Source organism: Dialister succinatiphilus YIT 11850 (assembly GCF_000242435.1).
In the GTDB taxonomy this organism is placed as follows: Bacteria; Bacillota; Negativicutes; order Veillonellales; family Dialisteraceae; genus Dialister; species Dialister succinatiphilus.
Window position 1 is genome coordinate 788,202 of sequence record NZ_JH591187.1, and the last position, 17,210, is coordinate 805,411.

The 17,210-nt window shown below is 49.0% G+C and carries 14 protein-coding genes; 3 read left to right on the plus strand and 11 right to left on the minus strand.

Going from position 1 to position 17,210, the window contains the following annotated elements; all coding sequences use genetic code 11:
* Window positions 1–137: 137 nt before the first annotated feature.
* Window positions 138–1,331, plus strand: a complete 1,194-nt coding sequence (locus HMPREF9453_RS03470) for an SAM-dependent methyltransferase (protein ID WP_008859185.1) — start codon at window positions 138–140, stop codon at window positions 1,329–1,331.
* Between the two features lie 167 nt (window positions 1,332–1,498).
* On the opposite strand, the gene serS is transcribed toward HMPREF9453_RS03470, so the two are convergent.
* Entirely contained in the window at window positions 1,499–2,818 is a 1,320-nt protein-coding gene (gene serS / locus HMPREF9453_RS03475; protein ID WP_008859186.1) for a serine--tRNA ligase, read from the minus strand.
* Window positions 2,819–2,952: 134 nt separating this feature from the next.
* Window positions 2,953–3,207: a hypothetical protein gene (locus HMPREF9453_RS03480; protein ID WP_040379550.1), complete on the minus strand. Its 255-nt coding sequence runs from the start codon at window positions 3,205–3,207 to the stop codon at window positions 2,953–2,955.
* A gap of 282 nt (window positions 3,208–3,489) precedes the next feature.
* Between HMPREF9453_RS03480 and HMPREF9453_RS03485 the strand changes: the two genes are divergently transcribed.
* The gene (locus HMPREF9453_RS03485; protein WP_008859187.1) at window positions 3,490–4,782 is read left to right on the plus strand and encodes an IS110 family RNA-guided transposase; all 1,293 of its coding nucleotides are present in this window, start codon (window positions 3,490–3,492) and stop codon (window positions 4,780–4,782) included.
* Between the two features lie 630 nt (window positions 4,783–5,412).
* On the opposite strand, the gene rsmA is transcribed toward HMPREF9453_RS03485, so the two are convergent.
* The 3 genes from rsmA to HMPREF9453_RS03500 are packed head-to-tail and all read right to left on the minus strand — an operon-like array spanning window position 5,413 to window position 7,497.
* Entirely contained in the window at window positions 5,413–6,270 is an 858-nt protein-coding gene (gene rsmA / locus HMPREF9453_RS03490) for a 16S rRNA (adenine(1518)-N(6)/adenine(1519)-N(6))-dimethyltransferase RsmA (RefSeq protein ID WP_008859188.1), read from the minus strand.
* The gene (rnmV, locus tag HMPREF9453_RS03495; protein WP_008859189.1) at window positions 6,270–6,812 is read right to left on the minus strand and encodes a ribonuclease M5; all 543 of its coding nucleotides are present in this window, start codon (window positions 6,810–6,812) and stop codon (window positions 6,270–6,272) included. Before rnmV ends, rsmA begins: the two co-directional genes overlap by 1 nt.
* 4 nt (window positions 6,813–6,816) lie before the next feature.
* The gene (locus tag HMPREF9453_RS03500; RefSeq protein ID WP_008859190.1) at window positions 6,817–7,497 is read right to left on the minus strand and encodes a response regulator transcription factor; all 681 of its coding nucleotides are present in this window, start codon (window positions 7,495–7,497) and stop codon (window positions 6,817–6,819) included.
* 614 nt (window positions 7,498–8,111) lie between these two features.
* Between HMPREF9453_RS03500 and lgt the strand changes: the two genes are divergently transcribed.
* Entirely contained in the window at window positions 8,112–8,912 is an 801-nt protein-coding gene (gene lgt / locus HMPREF9453_RS03505; RefSeq protein ID WP_008859191.1) for a prolipoprotein diacylglyceryl transferase, read from the plus strand.
* 173 nt (window positions 8,913–9,085) lie between these two features.
* Here lgt and sfsA read toward each other — a convergent pair whose 3' ends face one another.
* The 6 genes from sfsA to HMPREF9453_RS03535 all read right to left on the minus strand — a co-directional run bounded on the left by sfsA (window position 9,086) and on the right by HMPREF9453_RS03535 (window position 16,000).
* A complete protein-coding gene (sfsA, locus tag HMPREF9453_RS03510) occupies window positions 9,086–10,228 on the minus strand; it encodes a DNA/RNA nuclease SfsA (RefSeq protein ID WP_008859193.1) in 1,143 nt (380 codons plus the stop codon).
* A gap of 47 nt (window positions 10,229–10,275) precedes the next feature.
* Window positions 10,276–11,382 (minus strand): redox-regulated ATPase YchF, encoded by a 1,107-nt coding sequence (gene ychF / locus HMPREF9453_RS03515; RefSeq protein ID WP_008859194.1) that lies wholly within the window; start codon window positions 11,380–11,382, stop codon window positions 10,276–10,278.
* A gap of 77 nt (window positions 11,383–11,459) precedes the next feature.
* The gene (locus HMPREF9453_RS03520; RefSeq protein WP_008859195.1) at window positions 11,460–12,701 is read right to left on the minus strand and encodes an LL-diaminopimelate aminotransferase; all 1,242 of its coding nucleotides are present in this window, start codon (window positions 12,699–12,701) and stop codon (window positions 11,460–11,462) included.
* 280 nt (window positions 12,702–12,981) lie between these two features.
* The gene (locus HMPREF9453_RS03525) at window positions 12,982–14,196 is read right to left on the minus strand and encodes an ABC transporter permease (protein WP_008859196.1); all 1,215 of its coding nucleotides are present in this window, start codon (window positions 14,194–14,196) and stop codon (window positions 12,982–12,984) included.
* Complete coding sequence (locus tag HMPREF9453_RS03530; RefSeq protein ID WP_008859197.1) at window positions 14,193–14,903, minus strand: ABC transporter ATP-binding protein; 711 nt, start codon at window positions 14,901–14,903, stop codon at window positions 14,193–14,195. The genes HMPREF9453_RS03525 and HMPREF9453_RS03530 overlap by 4 nt, the downstream gene beginning before the upstream one ends.
* A complete protein-coding gene (locus HMPREF9453_RS03535; RefSeq protein WP_008859198.1) occupies window positions 14,903–16,000 on the minus strand; it encodes an efflux RND transporter periplasmic adaptor subunit in 1,098 nt (365 codons plus the stop codon). The genes HMPREF9453_RS03530 and HMPREF9453_RS03535 overlap by 1 nt, the downstream gene beginning before the upstream one ends.
* Between the last annotated feature and the right edge of the window lie 1,210 nt (window positions 16,001–17,210).

Here is a 17,210-nt window from a genome sequence, read left to right on the forward strand (position 1 = left end):
AGTCCTTTCCCTGTTTAAATTATACTATATACAGCTGCCATCGTGCCATAACCATTTTTATCGAAGCACTGTAACCATTCCTCCTGTAAAGTGATATAATAGAATTAAGTAATAAAGTTTAAATCAGGAGGCGCCTTATGTTTAAAAAAGAAGCACTTAACATGGCTCTGCAATTATGGAAAAAGGGCGGCTTTACCGTTCGTTTCTGGGATGGTACGGAAAAAAACTATGGTTCAACCCCTCCAAAGTTTAAAGTTATTTTCAAACAGGAACCCACATTTTCTCCATCGGACCTGAAAGAGGACCTGGATGTACTCATCGGATCCGCCTATGTGGACGGCATTGTGGATTTTGAAGGGAACCTGGATGATATCGTTGCCACCGCCTTTCAGAAGGACCCGGTGAAGCTCCCCTACCATCTGGGAGCCCTTCGCCAGAAAATGATAGAGGAAGAGGAAAAGCGAGAAAAATCAAACATCCACGCCCACTATGATTTGGGAAATGATCTTTTCGATTCCTTCCTGGATGCCACTAAAACCTATTCCTGCGCTTATTTCAAACATGAAGACGACAGCCTGTATGAAGCCCAGATGAATAAAATTGACCTGTCCCTCAGAAAGCTGTTTCTGAAGCCGGGAGAAACCCTTCTGGATATCGGCTGCGGCTGGGGAGAACTCATTATCTATGCTGCCAAGAAATACGGCGTTCATGCCTACGGCATTACCCTGTCGGAAGATCAGTACAAAACAGCTAAAGAACGGATTCATAAAGAAGGACTGGATGGCAAAGCAGAAGTCATTCTGGAAAACTACCTGGATCTGGACAGTGATGCATACCAGTTTGATAAAATCGTATCCATCGGCATGTTCGAACACGTAGGCAAGAAGTACCTGCCCCTCTATTTTAATAAAGTGTCCAACCTCTTAAAGCCCGGCGGACTCTTCATGCTTCACTCCATTCTCAACATGGACCCCCAGGAAAAACAGACGAATAACTGGATGACCAAGTACATCTTCCCCGGCGGCTATGTTCCAGGCATTCGTGAAACCGTATCCACCTTCCCTCTCTTCGGTCTTCGGCTGATTGCCTTCGAAAGCCTCCGCCGCCATTATGCCAAGACACTCCATTGCTGGGCTGAAGCATTCAATGCCCACAAGGACAGCCTGCCGCCTGTGTATGACGAAAAATTCAAACGGCTCTGGGATATTTACCTGAGAGGCTGTGAATCAGGCTTCCGCACCGGCGTGCTGGATGTAGGACAGTTCATCCTGAGCAAAGGTGTGAATAACGATTTGCCTATGACACTGGAATCTATTTACAATGATAAATAGTTGATAGATACAAAAAAGACCGCCAAGCGGTCTTTTTTGTATAACATGTGACGCGGATGCAGGCCGCATAGTCGGTTCCTTCATTCAAAGGCGCCTGCTGCCGCCTTATGCTCAACTAGTATTAAAAAAATCCCCGCCCGAAGGCAGGGATTTTTCATTTCCGTATTTTATTTATTTTCTTTTGCAACAGGTTTGGAGCTGGGGAAACCATTTCTCTTGCCGATCACGGTGATACCGCCCATGTAGGGAACAAGAGCTTCCGGAACCTTGATGGTTCCATCTGCCTGCTGGTAGTTTTCCATAATGGCAGCTACCGTTCTGCCTACAGCCAGTCCGGAGCCGTTTAAGGTGTGTACGAATTCCGGTTTAGCGCCCGGTGTGCGGCGGAAACGGATGTTGGCACGGCGTGCCTGGAAGTCGAGGCAGTTGGAGCAGGAAGAAATTTCACGGTACTTGTTCTGTGCAGGCATCCATACTTCAAGATCATAGGTCTTGGCAGAGGAGAAACCGATATCGCCGGTGCACAGGCATACAATATGATAAGGAAGTTTCAGACGCTGCAGCACCTTTTCTGCTTCTGCCGTAAGGGATTCCAGTTCATCCCAGCTGTCTTCCGGTTTGCAGTACTTCACCATTTCCACTTTATGGAACTGATGCTGACGGATGAGGCCACGGGTATCTTTGCCGGCAGAACCAGCTTCTTTACGGAAGCAGGGAGTGAGGGCGGTGAGGTGAACCGGAAGCATATCACCATCCAGGATTTCACCGGAGAAATAGTTGGTCAGCGGTACTTCAGCAGTTGGAGTCATATACATGTTTTCCCCTTCCACCTTGTACATATCTTCGGCAAACTTCGGCAGCTGGCCGGTGCCCTGCATAGATTTGCCGTTGATGATATAAGGCGGAATCACTTCGGTATAGTCATTTTCCTTCGTGTGGAGATCCAGCATGAAATTGTATACCGCTCTTTCCAGACGGGCAGCGCCGGAAAGGTAGAAATAGAAGCGGGCGCCGGATACCTTGCCGGCTCTTTCAGCATCCAGAATCCCAAGTTCATCACCCAGTTCGTAGTGAGCTTTGATGGGGAAATCGAATTTCGGAATTTCGCCCCAGCGGCGGACTTCCGGATTTTCGCTGTCATCCTTGCCTACCGGAACAGTTTTGTCAGCCATGTTTGGAATATGAAGGAGCAGCTCATTCAGTGTACCTTCCACTTCTCCCAGTTCCTTGTCAATAGCACTGATCTTCCTGCCTACTTCTCTCATGGAAGCAATAGCATCAGAAGCATCTTCCCCATTCTTCTTTGCCTGGGCAATTTTCTTGGATTCTGCATTCTTCTCACTCTTCAGCGCTTCCGTTTCCTGCAGAAGTTCCCTTCTCTTTCCGTCCAGTTCCAAAACCTTATCCAGGTCAAAGGGATTATGACGGTTCACCAGATTCTGCTTAACCTCGTCAGCATGTTCACGAATAAATTTGATGTCTAACATAACTATCTCTCCCTGTATCAAATTTGCCGGTTTCCGGCATATAAGCAAGAAAACAAAAAAACTTCACCCCTCCATGGGACGAAGTTATCGCGGTGCCACCCAATTTGCAAAAGCCAGCTCATAGTTCGTATCGGTCACCAGCCGTCCGGTTCCTCACCGGCCGCTCCTGAGTGGAAACTCCCCCTTCTGCCAAGACTTTCACCAGCCGTCTTTTCTCTAAAGGCATAAGGAAAAGGTATTCTCTTTCCCTGCGTTGATTTTATTATAGCGCCGGTACCAGGGTTTGTAAAGGTATCTATTGGACCTGACCAGTGCTGCCTCGATTTCTTCCCGCCTCCCACCGTCATCCTCGTATAGTATGTGTAGGGCATGAAGTCAAATACTTCCATTGCCCATCTTGATGGGTAGGGAATCCTGGTGCTACGATGAAAGTAACATGGAATAGCTCAGAAGACGACCAAGTCATCCTGCGGTTCTACCGCCAGCTCAGTATTCTCGCCTGGCTCTTTCTCCCATTCTGCCTACTTCAGAATTTGCGGCCCCGGGCGGAGCTTCTTCCAGTAAACGGTTTACCTCCACGGGTGATTGCCTATTAACGAGATTTTAGAGGGAGTTTGAGATCAGGATTCCTTCTCCTATTTCATGAATGTTGCCAGGAAGGAGGTGCGATTATGAAACAATATGAATTACTCCATTCTTTGTTTGTTGGTATAGACGTTTCGATGAAAGAGAACGTTGTGCATGCGATGCCTTTTTCCCCTGAGGACCATCCTGGGCATGCGCATCTGCGTTTTTCCGCTCCTAACACTCCTGCTGGATCTGTAGGAATTGTCGAAAAAGTCAGTGACTTCTTGAAATTCTATCCTGATGTCATACAGGTTGTCATTGCGTTAGAGGCTACTTCGGTTTATTCTTTTCACCTGGCAACATTTCTGTCCGTTACACATTTTAACGGACACATCCCAGCCATCGTCTATTCCGTTAATCCCAAAGAGATTTATGCTTACAAGAAAACTTTTACGGATGTAGGGAAAGACGACTATGTCGATGCCATGGTTATTGCCGATTATGCGCGTTCCAACAAAATCCGGTCACGCCCTTGGAAAGGGCCAGAACTGCTTGGCTTGCGGGTACTTACACGTTTGAGATTCCGCATCGCCAAACTCATGGGAATAGTGAAGAACTCGACCGGAAACAGCATCTACCTTGAATGCAGCGGACTTATGACAGGAGAGAATCCCTTTTGTAATGTATGGACCACCACCTGCCAGGAGCTGCTGACGACCTTTCGGGGCCCTGATGAAATCCTCAGTCTGTCCGATGAGGAACTGCTCAATTTCATCACAGAAAAAGGACACGGAAGATTTTCCCATCCTTTAGATGTCGTCGAAAAAGTGAAGAAGGCAGCCCGCAATTCCTATCGGTTGGACAAAAGGGTTTATGAGCCACTGACTTCGGGATTATCCGTGTCCTTTTTCATTATACACTCTCTTGAGGATGCAATAAAGAAATTGGACAAGTCCATTGAGACAATGGCCAAAAGTTTTTCAAGCGACTCATATCAGATCCTGCTGTCAATCGACGGCGTCGGACCAGTCATAGCCGGAGGGCTCCTAGCGGAAATTGGCGATATCAAGCGGTTCAAAACCGATGATGCCCTAGCTAAATACATAGGATTAACCTGGAGAGGAAAGCAATCCGGTCAATCAGAAAGCCCGGTTAAGCATCTGTCAAAAGCCGGTGATGTGTATCTCCGCTATTATGTGCTCTTAGCTACAGGACAGATCATAAACTACAGCGCTAAATATCGCGAGGCATATGAACGTATTCGCAGTCGTAAGACCCTATTTCCATACAGGGCCGCACTCAATCTCGTTGCTCGAAAGATCGTCCGGCTGATCTTTACATTACTGGATAAACATCAGCTGTATTCCGATAACAAAGTAATGGTAACGTTGGAATAGAAAGATCGAACGCCGGAATATATTCAAAAAAATCGATTTACCCGGTGGTGTGTTAAGGTTACACTTTTTTAAGAAAAAACGATAAATTTCTTCAAAAAAAAGACTTGACATATGACCAGAATACTGAGTGAAACGAAGAATCGTCGGTCGACCAATTAAAAGGAAGGCCCTTTTATGGGCAGGCTAAGGGCCAATTTTGGCCGACTCGCGCATTCTATGCAGAATACGCGCAGTATACGCCGGTAGTGAATCATCTCTCGATAAATACCAGTCGGTGGGAAGTGTGCTTCAGGTACCAGGCCCCTGCATGAATTCCTATGGCTCCATATTTGCCACGTACCGAGATTCTTCACTGCGTTCAGAATGACAGAGTCAAGGGGCCATCCAACGCCTGCCTGAGGAAAGGGTCCCTGTCCGACGTCCAAAGGCCGTCTACCGGTTTTTCCATGGTTTTTTCGCTCAAATCCCCAGGTCATAAAGATAAAAAAGCCTTCTACCACCACCTTTCTTTGAACCCATCCACTGATAGCGGGCAGAATCCCATTGCCTTACTTCTAAACCCTCACGCCGATGGCATGTCAGAAAAGCCCGCCGTATAAAAAACCCCGAAGATTTCTCTCCGGGTTTTTCTTATTCATGAATTTTATCATACCAGGCATCTGCCAGGCGGGCGTATTCTTCCATGGAGAAAGTTTCGCCCCTCCTTTTGCCATCAATATCTGCTTTTTCCAGGATTTCAGGTATCCAGTCGGCAGGAATGCCGCCAGATTTCATGGCGTTGGTAAATACTTTACGCCGCTGTCCGAATCCCATTTTGACAAGGGAGAAAAAGAGTTTTCTATCCTTTACTTCGACTGCCGGTGTTTTCCGTCTGCGGATTTTGAGAACCGTGGAGGTGACCTGGGGCCTTGGTATGAAGGCAGAAGGAGGAATATCAAGCACCCTTTCCGCCGTGCAGTCGAAATTGACAGCGATGGTCAGGGCACCATAATCTTTGGAGCCCGGTTTGGCCAGGATACGGTCTGCCACTTCTTTCTGCATCATGAATACAAAAAGAGAAATGGGCAGGTCCGACTGGATGAGGGAAAGGAGAATGGGGGTGGTGATATAGTAGGGCAGATTGGCGGCGCAGCGCCAGTCCTTATCCCCCAGGATGGTCTTCAAATCGGCTTTCAGCACATCCTCATAAATGATATGGATATTTTTGTAATGTTCCAGGGTATGAGACAGAACTCTTTCCAGACTTTTATCCAGTTCGAAAGCAGTCACATCAGCCCCTGTTTCGGCCAGGGCCTGGGTAAGAGTGCCTATGCCGGCACCGATTTCCATGACAGGCACATGTTCTCCCAGTTCCGCTGCTTCTGCAATGGCAGCTACCACGTCAGGGCGGATAAGGAAATTCTGTCCCAGCTTATGTTTGGCATGGATGCCGAAACGGCGGATCACATACTGCACTACCTGGCGGTCTGCAAGATTGGCTTCCAGCATCAGGCGTCCTCCCGGCACATTTGCAGTGCCCTGTCCCATTCTTCACGGGTAATTCCATAATGGTTCAGCCGTTTCACAAACTGTTTGCCATTTCCATAGCCAATGCCGAGAATCGCGCCTACCCTGGCCCTTTTGGCAGAAGAGTCCGGATTCCCTGAAAGTCCGGCAGCAAATAAATCAGCCGCTGAAAAGAGTCCCGAATCGTCCTGGTAAAGAACGCGAAGCGTCTGGAGTGCTTTCCGGATGGATTCCGGTGAAGCGTCTTCTATGCCCACATCATCTTCCGTAGAAGCTTCTGATTTAGGCACGAAGGCATGAAGGGCTTTAGGAAACAGTTTGGAAAGGCGCTGCCGGATCCGTTCACCCGGCCCGTCGGGGTCCGTAAGGATGATAATCCCCCTTTTTTCATAGGCATAACGGATTTTTTCAATGGTTGCCTTTTTCAGTGCAAAGCCTTCGGTAGCAATCATATCTGCCTCTACCGCCATGCCTACCCGGGCAATATCCGACTTTCCTTCCACTACAATGACTTGTTTAATCATAGATTCAGTCCCGGGCTGCGTAGCCGATGCCACGGACCGTATGAATATATTTCTTGCCTACCTTTTCATCGATTTTGCTTCTGAGGTAGCGGATATATACATCTACAATGTTCGTCTTGCCTGCGTAGCCGTATCCCCAAACTTTTTCAAGAATTTCTTCTCTCTTAATGACACGGTTCTTGTTCTTGGCCAGGAAAAGGAGCAGGTCAAATTCTTTTTTCGTCAGGTCGATGGCTTCATCCCCGGCCCTCACTTCGTGACGATCGGGATAAATGGAAAGATCGCCGATGGTGAATGCAGGATCCACGATAATCTTAGGTTCTTCGTGACGGCGCAGAGCCGCATGAATCCGGGCCACCAGTTCCCTGGTAGCATAGGGCTTTGTCAGATAGTCATCAGCCCCGGCGTTCAGGGCTTTTACCTTGGCATCCACGCTGTTGTCAGAAGAAAGATAAATAACGGGGATAGGGCTGATTTCCCGAATCTTTCCAAGAATCTCATGGCCATTCTTCATAGGTTCGTCGGGATCAAGAATAACAACGTCTGCCTGTCTCTGTCCTGCCAGGTCTACGGCAGAATCGCCGGTATTGTCAATCATGCTGGTGAATCCCGCTTCTTCCAGCTTCAGCTGCATGAAACGGCTCACACTGGGGTCATGCTCAATAATTAATACACAGTTTCTCATGATGGTTCCTCCCAAAAATGAAAAGAAAAACAAACAAAAAAGCTGCTTTTTACTCTTTATTATTGTTGTTATGATGGAAATTTGATGTTATTATTATTTTTCCTTGAAGCAGCTGACATAAGTTCTTTCTTGGAACTTAAAATTTCTATAATCATCATACCATGAAATTTGGTGATTTCAAGTGCTTTCTATAAGAAATAAAAGATTTATATGAGTTTAATTTTAATCATTATTGTTTAATTATGAACTATGTTCTTGCTTTCATTCGGATTAAATCCTTATTTTATCGATAGTTTCGCATAAATTGACATCTTACATTCATCAGGTTCTATATTAAAAAATCGATTAAAAAATCAGCCTTACCTATACCCCCTATGGGTATAAAAGATTTTAATTGTGAGCGTTCTATTAGATTAATATATAATGTTTCGGGACATTCGCTAATAATTGTTTCATTAGTTACAAATCGAAACACTCTATACATAAAACGATAAACCTGAAGATGTATCCGGCCCTATAAAGGGCTCTTCCTTCTGCTGTTGCAGACTATTGTATAATTGTATAAAAAGAAAAAGACCTCAATCTGACAGGTCTTTTGGAAAAGGAGATTTTCTATGCATCAGTATGTTACATTCATCGGCGGATTTCCCATCCGCTTCTATGGTATCTTTTTTTCATTAGGCATCATATTTGGCTGTATCATGGCCTACTATTTTCTGAAAAAGGACGGCCGGGGCTGGCATGAATGCATGTTTGACCTGGGCCTCACCATCGCCTTCGTAGGTATTATCGGCGGCAGGCTGTGGGATGTGTTCTTTTTTGACTGGGATTACTACCACAACCATCTGCTGGAAATCCCCTATGTATGGCAGGGAGGCATGGCCATTCAGGGAGGCGTCATTTTCGCCTGTGTGGCCGGCTATATTTTTCTCAAAAAGCGGCACATTCCGGTGCTCCCATTCGCTGACATTATTGCACCGGCCATCATTTTCGGTCAGGCCATCGGCCGTATTGCCAATTTCATGAACGGCGATGCTTTTGGTCATCCCACAGGGGCTGACTTCGGCATCCTCTACCCCTCCACCACTCTGGCCTACCACACCTACGGCGCCCAGCCCCTGTGGCCAGCGGAAGTCTGGGAATGCCAGGGAGACCTTATCATTCTGGGTCTGCTCCTCTGGTACTCCTGTTTCAAACATGCCAGAGGTACCACCTTCTGCCTCTACATCATGCTTTATTCCCTTCTCCGCTTCTTCCTGGAAAACTTCAGGGGAGACTACGGAACTCTGGCCCTGGGACTTAAGAGCGCCCAGCTCACTGCCCTGGCCGGATTTGTAGCAGCCACAGCGGTGTTCATATTCTTTTCTATCAAATACAGGAAAGACAGAACGGAAGAGGTAAAGGAGAACCAATGATGAGCCGGGGCAGTTCCTCCCTTTTTATGAAGGAACGCCGCAGGTCTTTAGTCAGACTCATGATGCATCGCTGCATACAGATTCTTATATAGAGCAGACTTTATAAATGAATCCGTGTTTTCCTTAAAAAAACTGCCGCTGACAGGTGCTATGGGCCTGTCAGAGGCAGCTTTTTAAAAATACCGGTCCAGTCTGTTGATTTCAAAATCTTCTTCTATTTTCACGAAGTCCCTTTCGTGCATGGGGTTTTCAGCAAATCCAAAGAGGTGGGAGCGGCACCGGCAGTCGGTACAGCCGAAGTTTTCTATGGTCCAGCCGGCGATTTCGGAGAGAGCGTGGGCCAGTTTATGTTCCAGGTCTTCTTTAGTACGGATCGGGATGGCACCTATGAAGCGGCAGGCGCTTCTCAGGTAGTCCATGTGCCAGTGCCGTCTTTTCCGAAGAGCTCTGTGGTGAGCTATGCGCTGGTCCAGATTTTTTCTGGCCGATCCTACGTAGACGTAGAAGCCTTTTGGAAAATGGATATCTCCCAGACTTCCTACGGAAATCGTTTTGTCATCCTCCAGCTGGAGGATGATCATGTAATCACCGGCATTTCCCATTTCTTTATCCAGCGCTTCCTTGGACGTGGGGATGAGGCGTACTGTTTCAGGCATGAGGAAGTCCTTTGTCCAGGAGATGACGCAGGCTTTCCAGTCCAGGAGATCCAGGCCCTGCCTGAATTCTTCGGAGAAGGAGAGGTCGGTGTGATAGTTTGGCAGAAACCAGCGGGCGTTTCCATCATGGACCAGCACCAGAAGGCCGGCATGTTCCCCTGCCCTTGCCATATCTACCAGGTGGGTCAGGTGTTTCATGCCCCTTTCCGTGGGAGCATCGGGAAACATGGCGCCATTCCTGCCGCTGAGGCTGCAGGATTTCACTTCCACCGGAAAGGTTTCTCCCGTTTCTTCATCGCCTAAAAGAAGATCGAAGCGGCTGTCTCCCATGGTCACCTCTCTTCCTGCCAGGAAACAGTTTTCCCAGCCCGGAATCTTATGGTGCTGAATCAGAAAGGCCGCTGCATCGTTGGCTCTGGTGGTGTCCAGATAAATGATGCGGCCTTCTTTTTCGCAGCCCACTACCCGATAGGCAGTGCGCAGGCCTTTTCTGTTAGGCGTCATGTAGAGTGTCACGCCGGGAAAGAGAAGTTCCCGCATACGGCCGGGATTGGGCATATGGCAGAGCACTTTTTCTCCTGCCACTTCTGCATGGCATACAAAGCGGTTGGGCCGGTCCAGAAATTTTCCTTCCACCAGTTTTTTATATATTCTTTCCATGATTTGCAAAAAAGACCGGCACCAGCCGGTCTTTTTCCTTTCTCTTTTTATACATTAAAGCGGAAATAAGCGATATCTCCGTCCTGAATGATGTAATCCTTGCCTTCTACCCGAAGAAGTCCTTTTTCACGGACTGCATTGTAGGAGCCGCAGGCCATAAGGTCATCGTAGGAAACGATTTCTGCGCGGATGAAGCCCCTTTCAATGTCAGAGTGAATCTTTCCGGCAGCCTTCGGCGCCTTGGTGCCTGCCCTTACGGTCCAGGAACGGCATTCATCAGGGCCTACGGTAAAGAAGTTAATCAGTCCAAGCATGGAATAGGCTGTGCGGATGAGGCGGTTCAGGCCCGGCTCTTCTTCTCCCAGATCTTCCAGGAAGGCTTTGGCCTCCTCACCGTCCAGTTCAGACACTTCTTCTTCGATTTCTGCGGAAATAGGAACCCATTTGGCCCCTTCTTTTTCTGCTTCTGCGCTGGCTGCCTGGACGAATTTGTTGGCCAGGGGATCGGCAATATCATCTTCTGCCATGTTGAGTACGTAAAGTACCGGCTTTAAGGTGATGAGGTTCAGTTCTTTCAGCACTTCCAGATCATCTTCTGAAAGGGTGAGAGCTCTGGCGGGAGTACCGTTCTGCAGTGCATCGTACACCTTTTCCAAAACCGGCAGGTCTGCCTTGGCCTGCTTAATGCCTGCCTGGGCCAGTTTAGCGGTTTTCGTCTTCTTCTTGTCCACACTTTCCAGATCTGCCAGGCAAAGTTCTGTATTGATAATATCCATATCCCTTACGGGGTCAATGGAACCTTCCACGTGGGTAATATTTCCATCTTCAAAGCAGCGGACCACATGGGCAATGGCATCGGTTTCACGGATATGGCTGAGAAACTGGTTGCCCAAGCCCTCCCCTTTGGACGCACCGGCCACCAGGCCTGCAATGTCTACGAACCTTGTGAAGGCGGGTGTAGTCTTCTTAGGCTTGAACATGGCTGCCAGGTCGTAAATGCGATGGTCCGGCACTTCCACTACCCCAACGTTCGGTTCAATGGTGCAGAAGGGGAAATTGGCCGCTTCGGCACCGGCTTTTGTGATGGCATTGAAAAGGGTGCTCTTCCCTACATTTGGAAGGCCCACAATGCCAATCTGCAGATTTGTACTCATGAAAACTCCTTACATTCTTAAACAGGCAGAAATCTACCCCCCAGGACGGACGGTAGATTTCTACTCCAAAAACCAGTTTATTTTTCCAGCTTCTTGACAGCCTTTTTCAATCTTTCCACAGCTTCCTTCGTCAGCTCCGGTGTGTTGAAGGATGTCAGGCGTACATAGCCTTCGCCGCAGGGTCCGAAACCGGAGCCCGGGGTGCAGATGATCTGGGCTTCATTCAGAAGATAGTCAAAGAATTCCCAGCTGGTCATGCCCTTCGGCACAGACAGCCATACATAAGGACTGTTCACGCCGCCGCAGGCAGTAAGACCGGCTTCCTTCACACCTTCCAGGATGACTCTGGCATTGTTTCTGTAAATATCGAGGGTAGCCTGGATTTCTTTCTGTCCTTCTTCTGTATAGATGGCTTCGGCGCCTCTCTGTACAATGTAGGAACAGCCGTTAAACTTAGTGCACTGACGGCGGTCCCAGAGGGCATTGGCAGAAACCTTTTCACCGGATTTTGTTTCCAGCATCAGTTCCTTCGGCACTACGCAGTAGCCGCAGCGTACACCGGTGAAGCCGGCAGTTTTGGAATAGGAGCGGAACTCAATGGCCACTTTCTTGGCTCCTTCGATTTCATAAATGCTGTGGGGAATGTCGTCTTCCGTAATGAAGGCTTCATAGGCAGCATCGAAGAAAATGACAGAGCCTGTCTGCTTTGCATACTTCACCCACATGGTGAGGTCTTTCTTATTCAGTGCTGCACCGGTGGGGTTGTTCGGAGAGCAGAGGTAAATAATCATGGGATCATGGGATGGCAGGTTTGCTTTGAAACCGCATTCTTTATAGCATGGCAGGTATTCCAGCCGTTCATAGGAACCATTCACAAACTTGCCGCTTCTGCCGGCCATGACATTGCTGTCCACATATACCGGATATACAGGGTCTGTAACAGCTACAACATCGGATTCTGCAAAGATTTCCTGCATATTGCCGGTATCGCACTTGGCACCGTCGCTGACAAAGATTTCATCGGGGGAGATATCGCAGCCCCGGTCCTTGAAATCATGCTTGGCAATGGCTTCTCTCAAGAAAAGATAACCCTGTTCGGGACCATAACCGCGGAAAGTTTCCATATGGGCCATTTCATCTACAGCCTTGTGCATAGCTTCGATTACAGCAGGAGCCAGGGGCTGGGTCACGTCCCCGATGCCCAGGGAAATAATATCCGCATTGGGATGTGCTTCCACATAGGCATTCTGCTTCTGTCTCACTGTGGCAAACAGATAGGCCCCCTGAAGATTCAAATAGTTTTCATTGCAATGTGCCATAAAAATCGCCTCTCATATATGCATTATCATACTTTTTATCAGAAATAAATGATGACTTTTATATTTTATCATAACCCATAATGATTATCAAAAATGATTTTGCGCCAAAGGCTTGGGGAATTGAAAGGTTCTGCCCCGGGCATGTTTATCTTAAGATAAACATGCCCTTCGGCGACGAATCTTCAAGCTGGAACCCCTATGTATGAAATCCTGTCCATCCCCCGCCCTGGACTCCCCTTTAGCAATGAAAAACCGGCAGAAAAATCTGCCGGTTTTGCGCTTACTCATAATGGAGTGCATCGATGGGGTTCAGTCTCGCCGCTTTCTGGGCCGGATAAAGTCCAAAGATCAGGCCAATGAAAACAGAGAAAAGGAAAGAACCTACAATGGGGGTCACCGAGAGGAGGGTGTGGAGGGAGGTGACGAGAGGTATGACTTTGGATATGCCGATACCGAAAAGAACACCTATCAGGCCTCCGGCTACGCTGACGGTCACTGATTCAATGAGGAACTGCACGATAATCATGTTGTATGTGGCACCCAGGGCCTTTCGTATACCGATTTCCCTGGTCCTTTCCGTAACGGACACCAGCATGATATTCATAATGCCGATGCCCCCTACCAGAAGGGAGATGGCTGCAATACTGCCGAGGAATATGGTCAGGGTCTGGGTAGTGGATTTCATGGTTTCCATAAGATCCTGGGAGTTCTGGATGGAGAAATCGTCTTCTTTCCCTGTCTGGATGCGGTGACGGGTGCGGAGAAGGTTGGTCACGTCGGACTCGATCTGGGAGAGGTCATCGGCATTGTCAGAGGAAATGACAATGTTGTTCACATAGGTAATGTGCATCATTCGTTCCTGCACGGTGGTAAAGGGAATGAGGACCCGGTCATCCTGGTCCATGAAAGAATAGCCTTTTTCCTCCAGTTCTCCGATGACAGTGAACGGATTGCCGTTGATGCGGACCTTCTGTCCGATAGGCGATTCCTCGCCGAAAAGGCTGGTGGCCACGGTCTTGCCGATGATGCACACCCGGGCCCGGGCATTGTATTCCTTATCCGTCCAGAACCGGCCTTCGGACACGGAAAGACTGGATAGGGTGGCATAGTCCTCAGTGCAGCCATAGATACGGGTGGTCCAGTTCTTATTTCCATTCACCACCAGGTAGCTTGTATTGACCAGGGGAGCGGCGTAGGAAATATTGGGCAGGTTCCTGATGGCCAGGTAATCCTTGTAGGTCAGGGTCTGCATAGAGCCTGCAGCCGGACGGATGCCCGGTTTTCTCCCGGTGCCGGGGGTTACGGTAATGGTATTGGAACCCAGGGAGGAAATATTATTTTCAATGTCGCTCTGCACTCCATAGCCGATGGACATAAGGGCAATGACGGCGGCTACGCCGATGATAATGCCCAGCATAGTGAGGAGGGAGCGCATTTTGTTGCTCAGAATAGAGCCCCAGGCCATAAAGATGCTTTCAATGTAAATGTTTGTCATGGCAGGGGCCCCCTGATATCTTTACTGATATGGCCATCCGATAAAATCACGTGCCTTCCCGCATAGGCGGCCACATCGATTTCATGGGTTACCAGGATGATGGTCTTCCCCTGTTCATAGAGTTTGGAGAAGATTTCCATCACTTCCCTGGTGGAATGGCTGTCCAGATTGCCCGTAGGCTCGTCGGCCATGATAATGGCCGGATCGTTGATCAGCGCCCTGGCAATGGCCACACGCTGGCGCTGTCCACCGGACATTTCCGCAGGCATATGGTTGATGCGGTCCCCCAGACCCACGGATTCCAGCATTTTTACAGCCCTTTCTTTCCGTTCCTTTTTAAAGAGGCTGCCGTAAATCATTGGAAGGATCACATTATCCAGAGCCGAAAGCCTTGGAAGGAGGTTAAAACTCTGGAAGACAAATCCGATTTTCCGGTTTCTCGTATAGGCCAGTTCACTGTCATTCAGGTTGGCTACTTCCTTCCCGTCCAGCAGGTAGGAGCCTCTGGTGGGACGGTCAAGGCAGCCAAGGATATTCATGAGGGTGGATTTGCCGGCACCGGAGGGCCCCATAATGGATACAAATTCCCCTTCTCTGATGGATAAATCGATGTGAGTCAGCACCGGCACTTCTTCTTTGCCGATGTAGTAGCTTTTACCGATACCTGAAAGACGAATGACCTCATTTTTATCTGCGCCGGCCATCATTATAACCTCGGTCCCGGTCCGCGCTGGTTCTTATTGGTGGGCGTGGACTTTTCCGCAGACACCGTACCGCTCACCACGATTTCATCTCCTTCATGGAGACCGTCAAGAATTTCCACTTCCTTGTCGGTGGTAATGCCGGTGGTCACATAAGCCTTGGACACGCCATCCCCTTTCTTTACGTACACGTAGGAACCTTCACCGTCGCTTCGGATGGCTGTCACCGGAACAGTGAGGGCATTGTCACTTTCCCTGCCGTGAATGGTGGCTCTGGCCGTCATAGAAGGATAGAGACCCTCCAGTTCATCCTTGTTGATTTCCACATACACCGTGTAGTACACCACGGAGGAGGAAGAGGAAGACGACGAAGAAGAGGAAGAAGAGTACTGCTTCTTTGAAATATCGGTAACCATGCCGTGGAAAGTCCGGTTCGGATAGGCATCGACTGTGAAATCTACATTCTGGCCAATTTTCACCTCGCCGATATCCGTTTCATCTACCAGAAGTTCAATGCGCATGGCGGAAAGATCAGCCACACTCACAATCACCATCTGGCTGGAGAGACCCTGGGATACGGTTTCCCCTTCTTTCATGGGTTCACCTACAACTACGCCGTCCATAGGCGAAGTGATGACTGTATCATTCACATCAGCCTGGGCCTTGTCATAGGCAGCCTGGGCATTCAGATACTCCAGCCGGGCATTGTCCATTTCCTGATAGGAAATAGCGCCCTGGCTGTAGAGAGAATTCAGCCGGTTGAAATAGGACTCCTTGTTTTCCAGCGTATTCTGGGCCTGCTTCATGGTAGACGTCAGAGCTTTGGATTCAATGGTGGCCAGTACCTGCCCCTTCGTGACCTTCTCGTTCTGCTTCACGTACACCTTTTCCAGGGTGCCCGAAGCCGTGGCAGACAAATCGACACTGTTGTCCGGTTCAATGGTGCCTGTAGCATCCACAGTGAGACTGATATTATCCCTGTTCACAGTGCCTAACGTATAAGTATCCTTTTTGCTCTGATGGGTCCGGTTATACCAGTGCCAGCCCCCACCCAGAGCAAGGATCAGAATGAGCAATACAGCGATCAGTATTTTTTTCTTCATACCACCGCCCCCTTACTTGTAAAAAACAAAAGAAATAAACATTCCCCAGATTGTTATATTATATCACGACTGACCGGTATAAATGAAAAAAAGCCTCCCCAAAGAAGGCTTTAAAATGATTCGAAGATTGTGACAGCTGCTTCGCCATGGGACACACCTTTGGACACGCCTGCGGCGTGAGGGTTCAGAAGGTTCAAAGGGTTCAAAAGGTTCAGAGGGGAAGGTTGACGGGCCTACGGCCCGAGGGTTGTGGCCGCCTGACGGCGGAGGGTTGTGTTCGCTGGCGCTCAAAGGGCGACAGCCCTAACGGGCTGAGGGTGGTGGTGGCGGCTTCGCCGCAAGTTTTATAAAAAAGGGGCACGGCTGACGCCGCGGGTTGTGTAGAAGGGTTGTGGAAAAAGGTTCTTAGGATTGATGGGCCCTTTCGGGCCCAAGGGTTCTTAAGTTTGACGGCCCTTCGGGCCGAGGGTTGTGGTATCGCCCTCTCGGTGCACAGCGAACACATTTTGAAGGAGCGCTAGCGACGCGCAAAATGTAGTGAGTCGTTTCCCCTTTAGGGGGCGATGAGTATTATAATGCCGCCTTTCGGCGGTCACGTTCATATCGAGTGTCATAATCATTCTTACCCTCGTACATCCCTTCGCCACTTCGTGGCCCTCTTCCCCTAAAGGGGACGCAAGAACGTTACGGGATTTACTTTCGGTGTCATATGGCATGATAAGCATTACGGTAATCAGCCACCTCCGGTGGCTTTCCCCCCTTTGGTGCCTTACGGCACCACCTTCCCCCCGCGGAGCGGTGGGACAATAAAGCTCCGCAAAGCAATCCTTTCATAAGTCCCACTACAATAAGCACGGGTTATTCTTCCCCCGCTTGCGGGGGAAGTCCCGCGAAGCGGGCAAGGGGGAAAGCATTTCCGACGCCCGCAGGGCGGTTGTGTGGTTTTTTCATAAGAGGGCGCCTTCCATAAATTTAGAGGCGCCCCACCACAACCCTCGCGCCAAAGGCGCGTCAAACTTAAGCCCCTTAAGAACCTTCGGCCCAGTGGGCCGTCAACCCTCAAGCCCGCAGGGCTTGTCCATAAGGCGCCAGCCACCAAAGGGGGAATGCATTTCCTCTCGCCCGCCAGGGCGGTTGTTAAGGTTTTATACAAACTGGCGCCTTCTATAATTTAGAGGCGCCCTACAACAACCCTCGCGCCAAAGGCGCG

Excerpts from the sequence above, each read along its gene's own strand:
- HMPREF9453_RS03485 (WP_008859187.1), top strand. The coding sequence starts at position 3,490 with ATGAAACAATATGAATTACTCCATTCTTTGTTTGTTGGTATAGACGTT.
- HMPREF9453_RS03500 (WP_008859190.1), bottom strand. The coding sequence starts at position 7,497 with ATGAGAAACTGTGTATTAATTATTGAGCATGACCCCAGTGTGAGCCGT.
- HMPREF9453_RS03525 (WP_008859196.1), bottom strand. The coding sequence starts at position 14,196 with ATGACAAACATTTACATTGAAAGCATCTTTATGGCCTGGGGCTCTATT.
- HMPREF9453_RS03470 (WP_008859185.1), top strand. The coding sequence starts at position 138 with ATGTTTAAAAAAGAAGCACTTAACATGGCTCTGCAATTATGGAAAAAG.
- HMPREF9453_RS03480 (WP_040379550.1), bottom strand. The coding sequence starts at position 3,207 with ATGGAAGTATTTGACTTCATGCCCTACACATACTATACGAGGATGACG.
- sfsA (WP_008859193.1), bottom strand. The coding sequence starts at position 10,228 with ATGGAAAGAATATATAAAAAACTGGTGGAAGGAAAATTTCTGGACCGG.
- rnmV (WP_008859189.1), bottom strand. The coding sequence starts at position 6,812 with ATGATTAAACAAGTCATTGTAGTGGAAGGAAAGTCGGATATTGCCCGG.
- rsmA (WP_008859188.1), bottom strand. The coding sequence starts at position 6,270 with ATGCTGGAAGCCAATCTTGCAGACCGCCAGGTAGTGCAGTATGTGATC.
- HMPREF9453_RS03520 (WP_008859195.1), bottom strand. The coding sequence starts at position 12,701 with ATGGCACATTGCAATGAAAACTATTTGAATCTTCAGGGGGCCTATCTG.
- HMPREF9453_RS03530 (WP_008859197.1), bottom strand. The coding sequence starts at position 14,903 with ATGATGGCCGGCGCAGATAAAAATGAGGTCATTCGTCTTTCAGGTATC.
- HMPREF9453_RS03535 (WP_008859198.1), bottom strand. The coding sequence starts at position 16,000 with ATGAAGAAAAAAATACTGATCGCTGTATTGCTCATTCTGATCCTTGCT.
- lgt (WP_008859191.1), top strand. The coding sequence starts at position 8,112 with ATGCATCAGTATGTTACATTCATCGGCGGATTTCCCATCCGCTTCTAT.
- serS (WP_008859186.1), bottom strand. The coding sequence starts at position 2,818 with ATGTTAGACATCAAATTTATTCGTGAACATGCTGACGAGGTTAAGCAG.
- ychF (WP_008859194.1), bottom strand. The coding sequence starts at position 11,382 with ATGAGTACAAATCTGCAGATTGGCATTGTGGGCCTTCCAAATGTAGGG.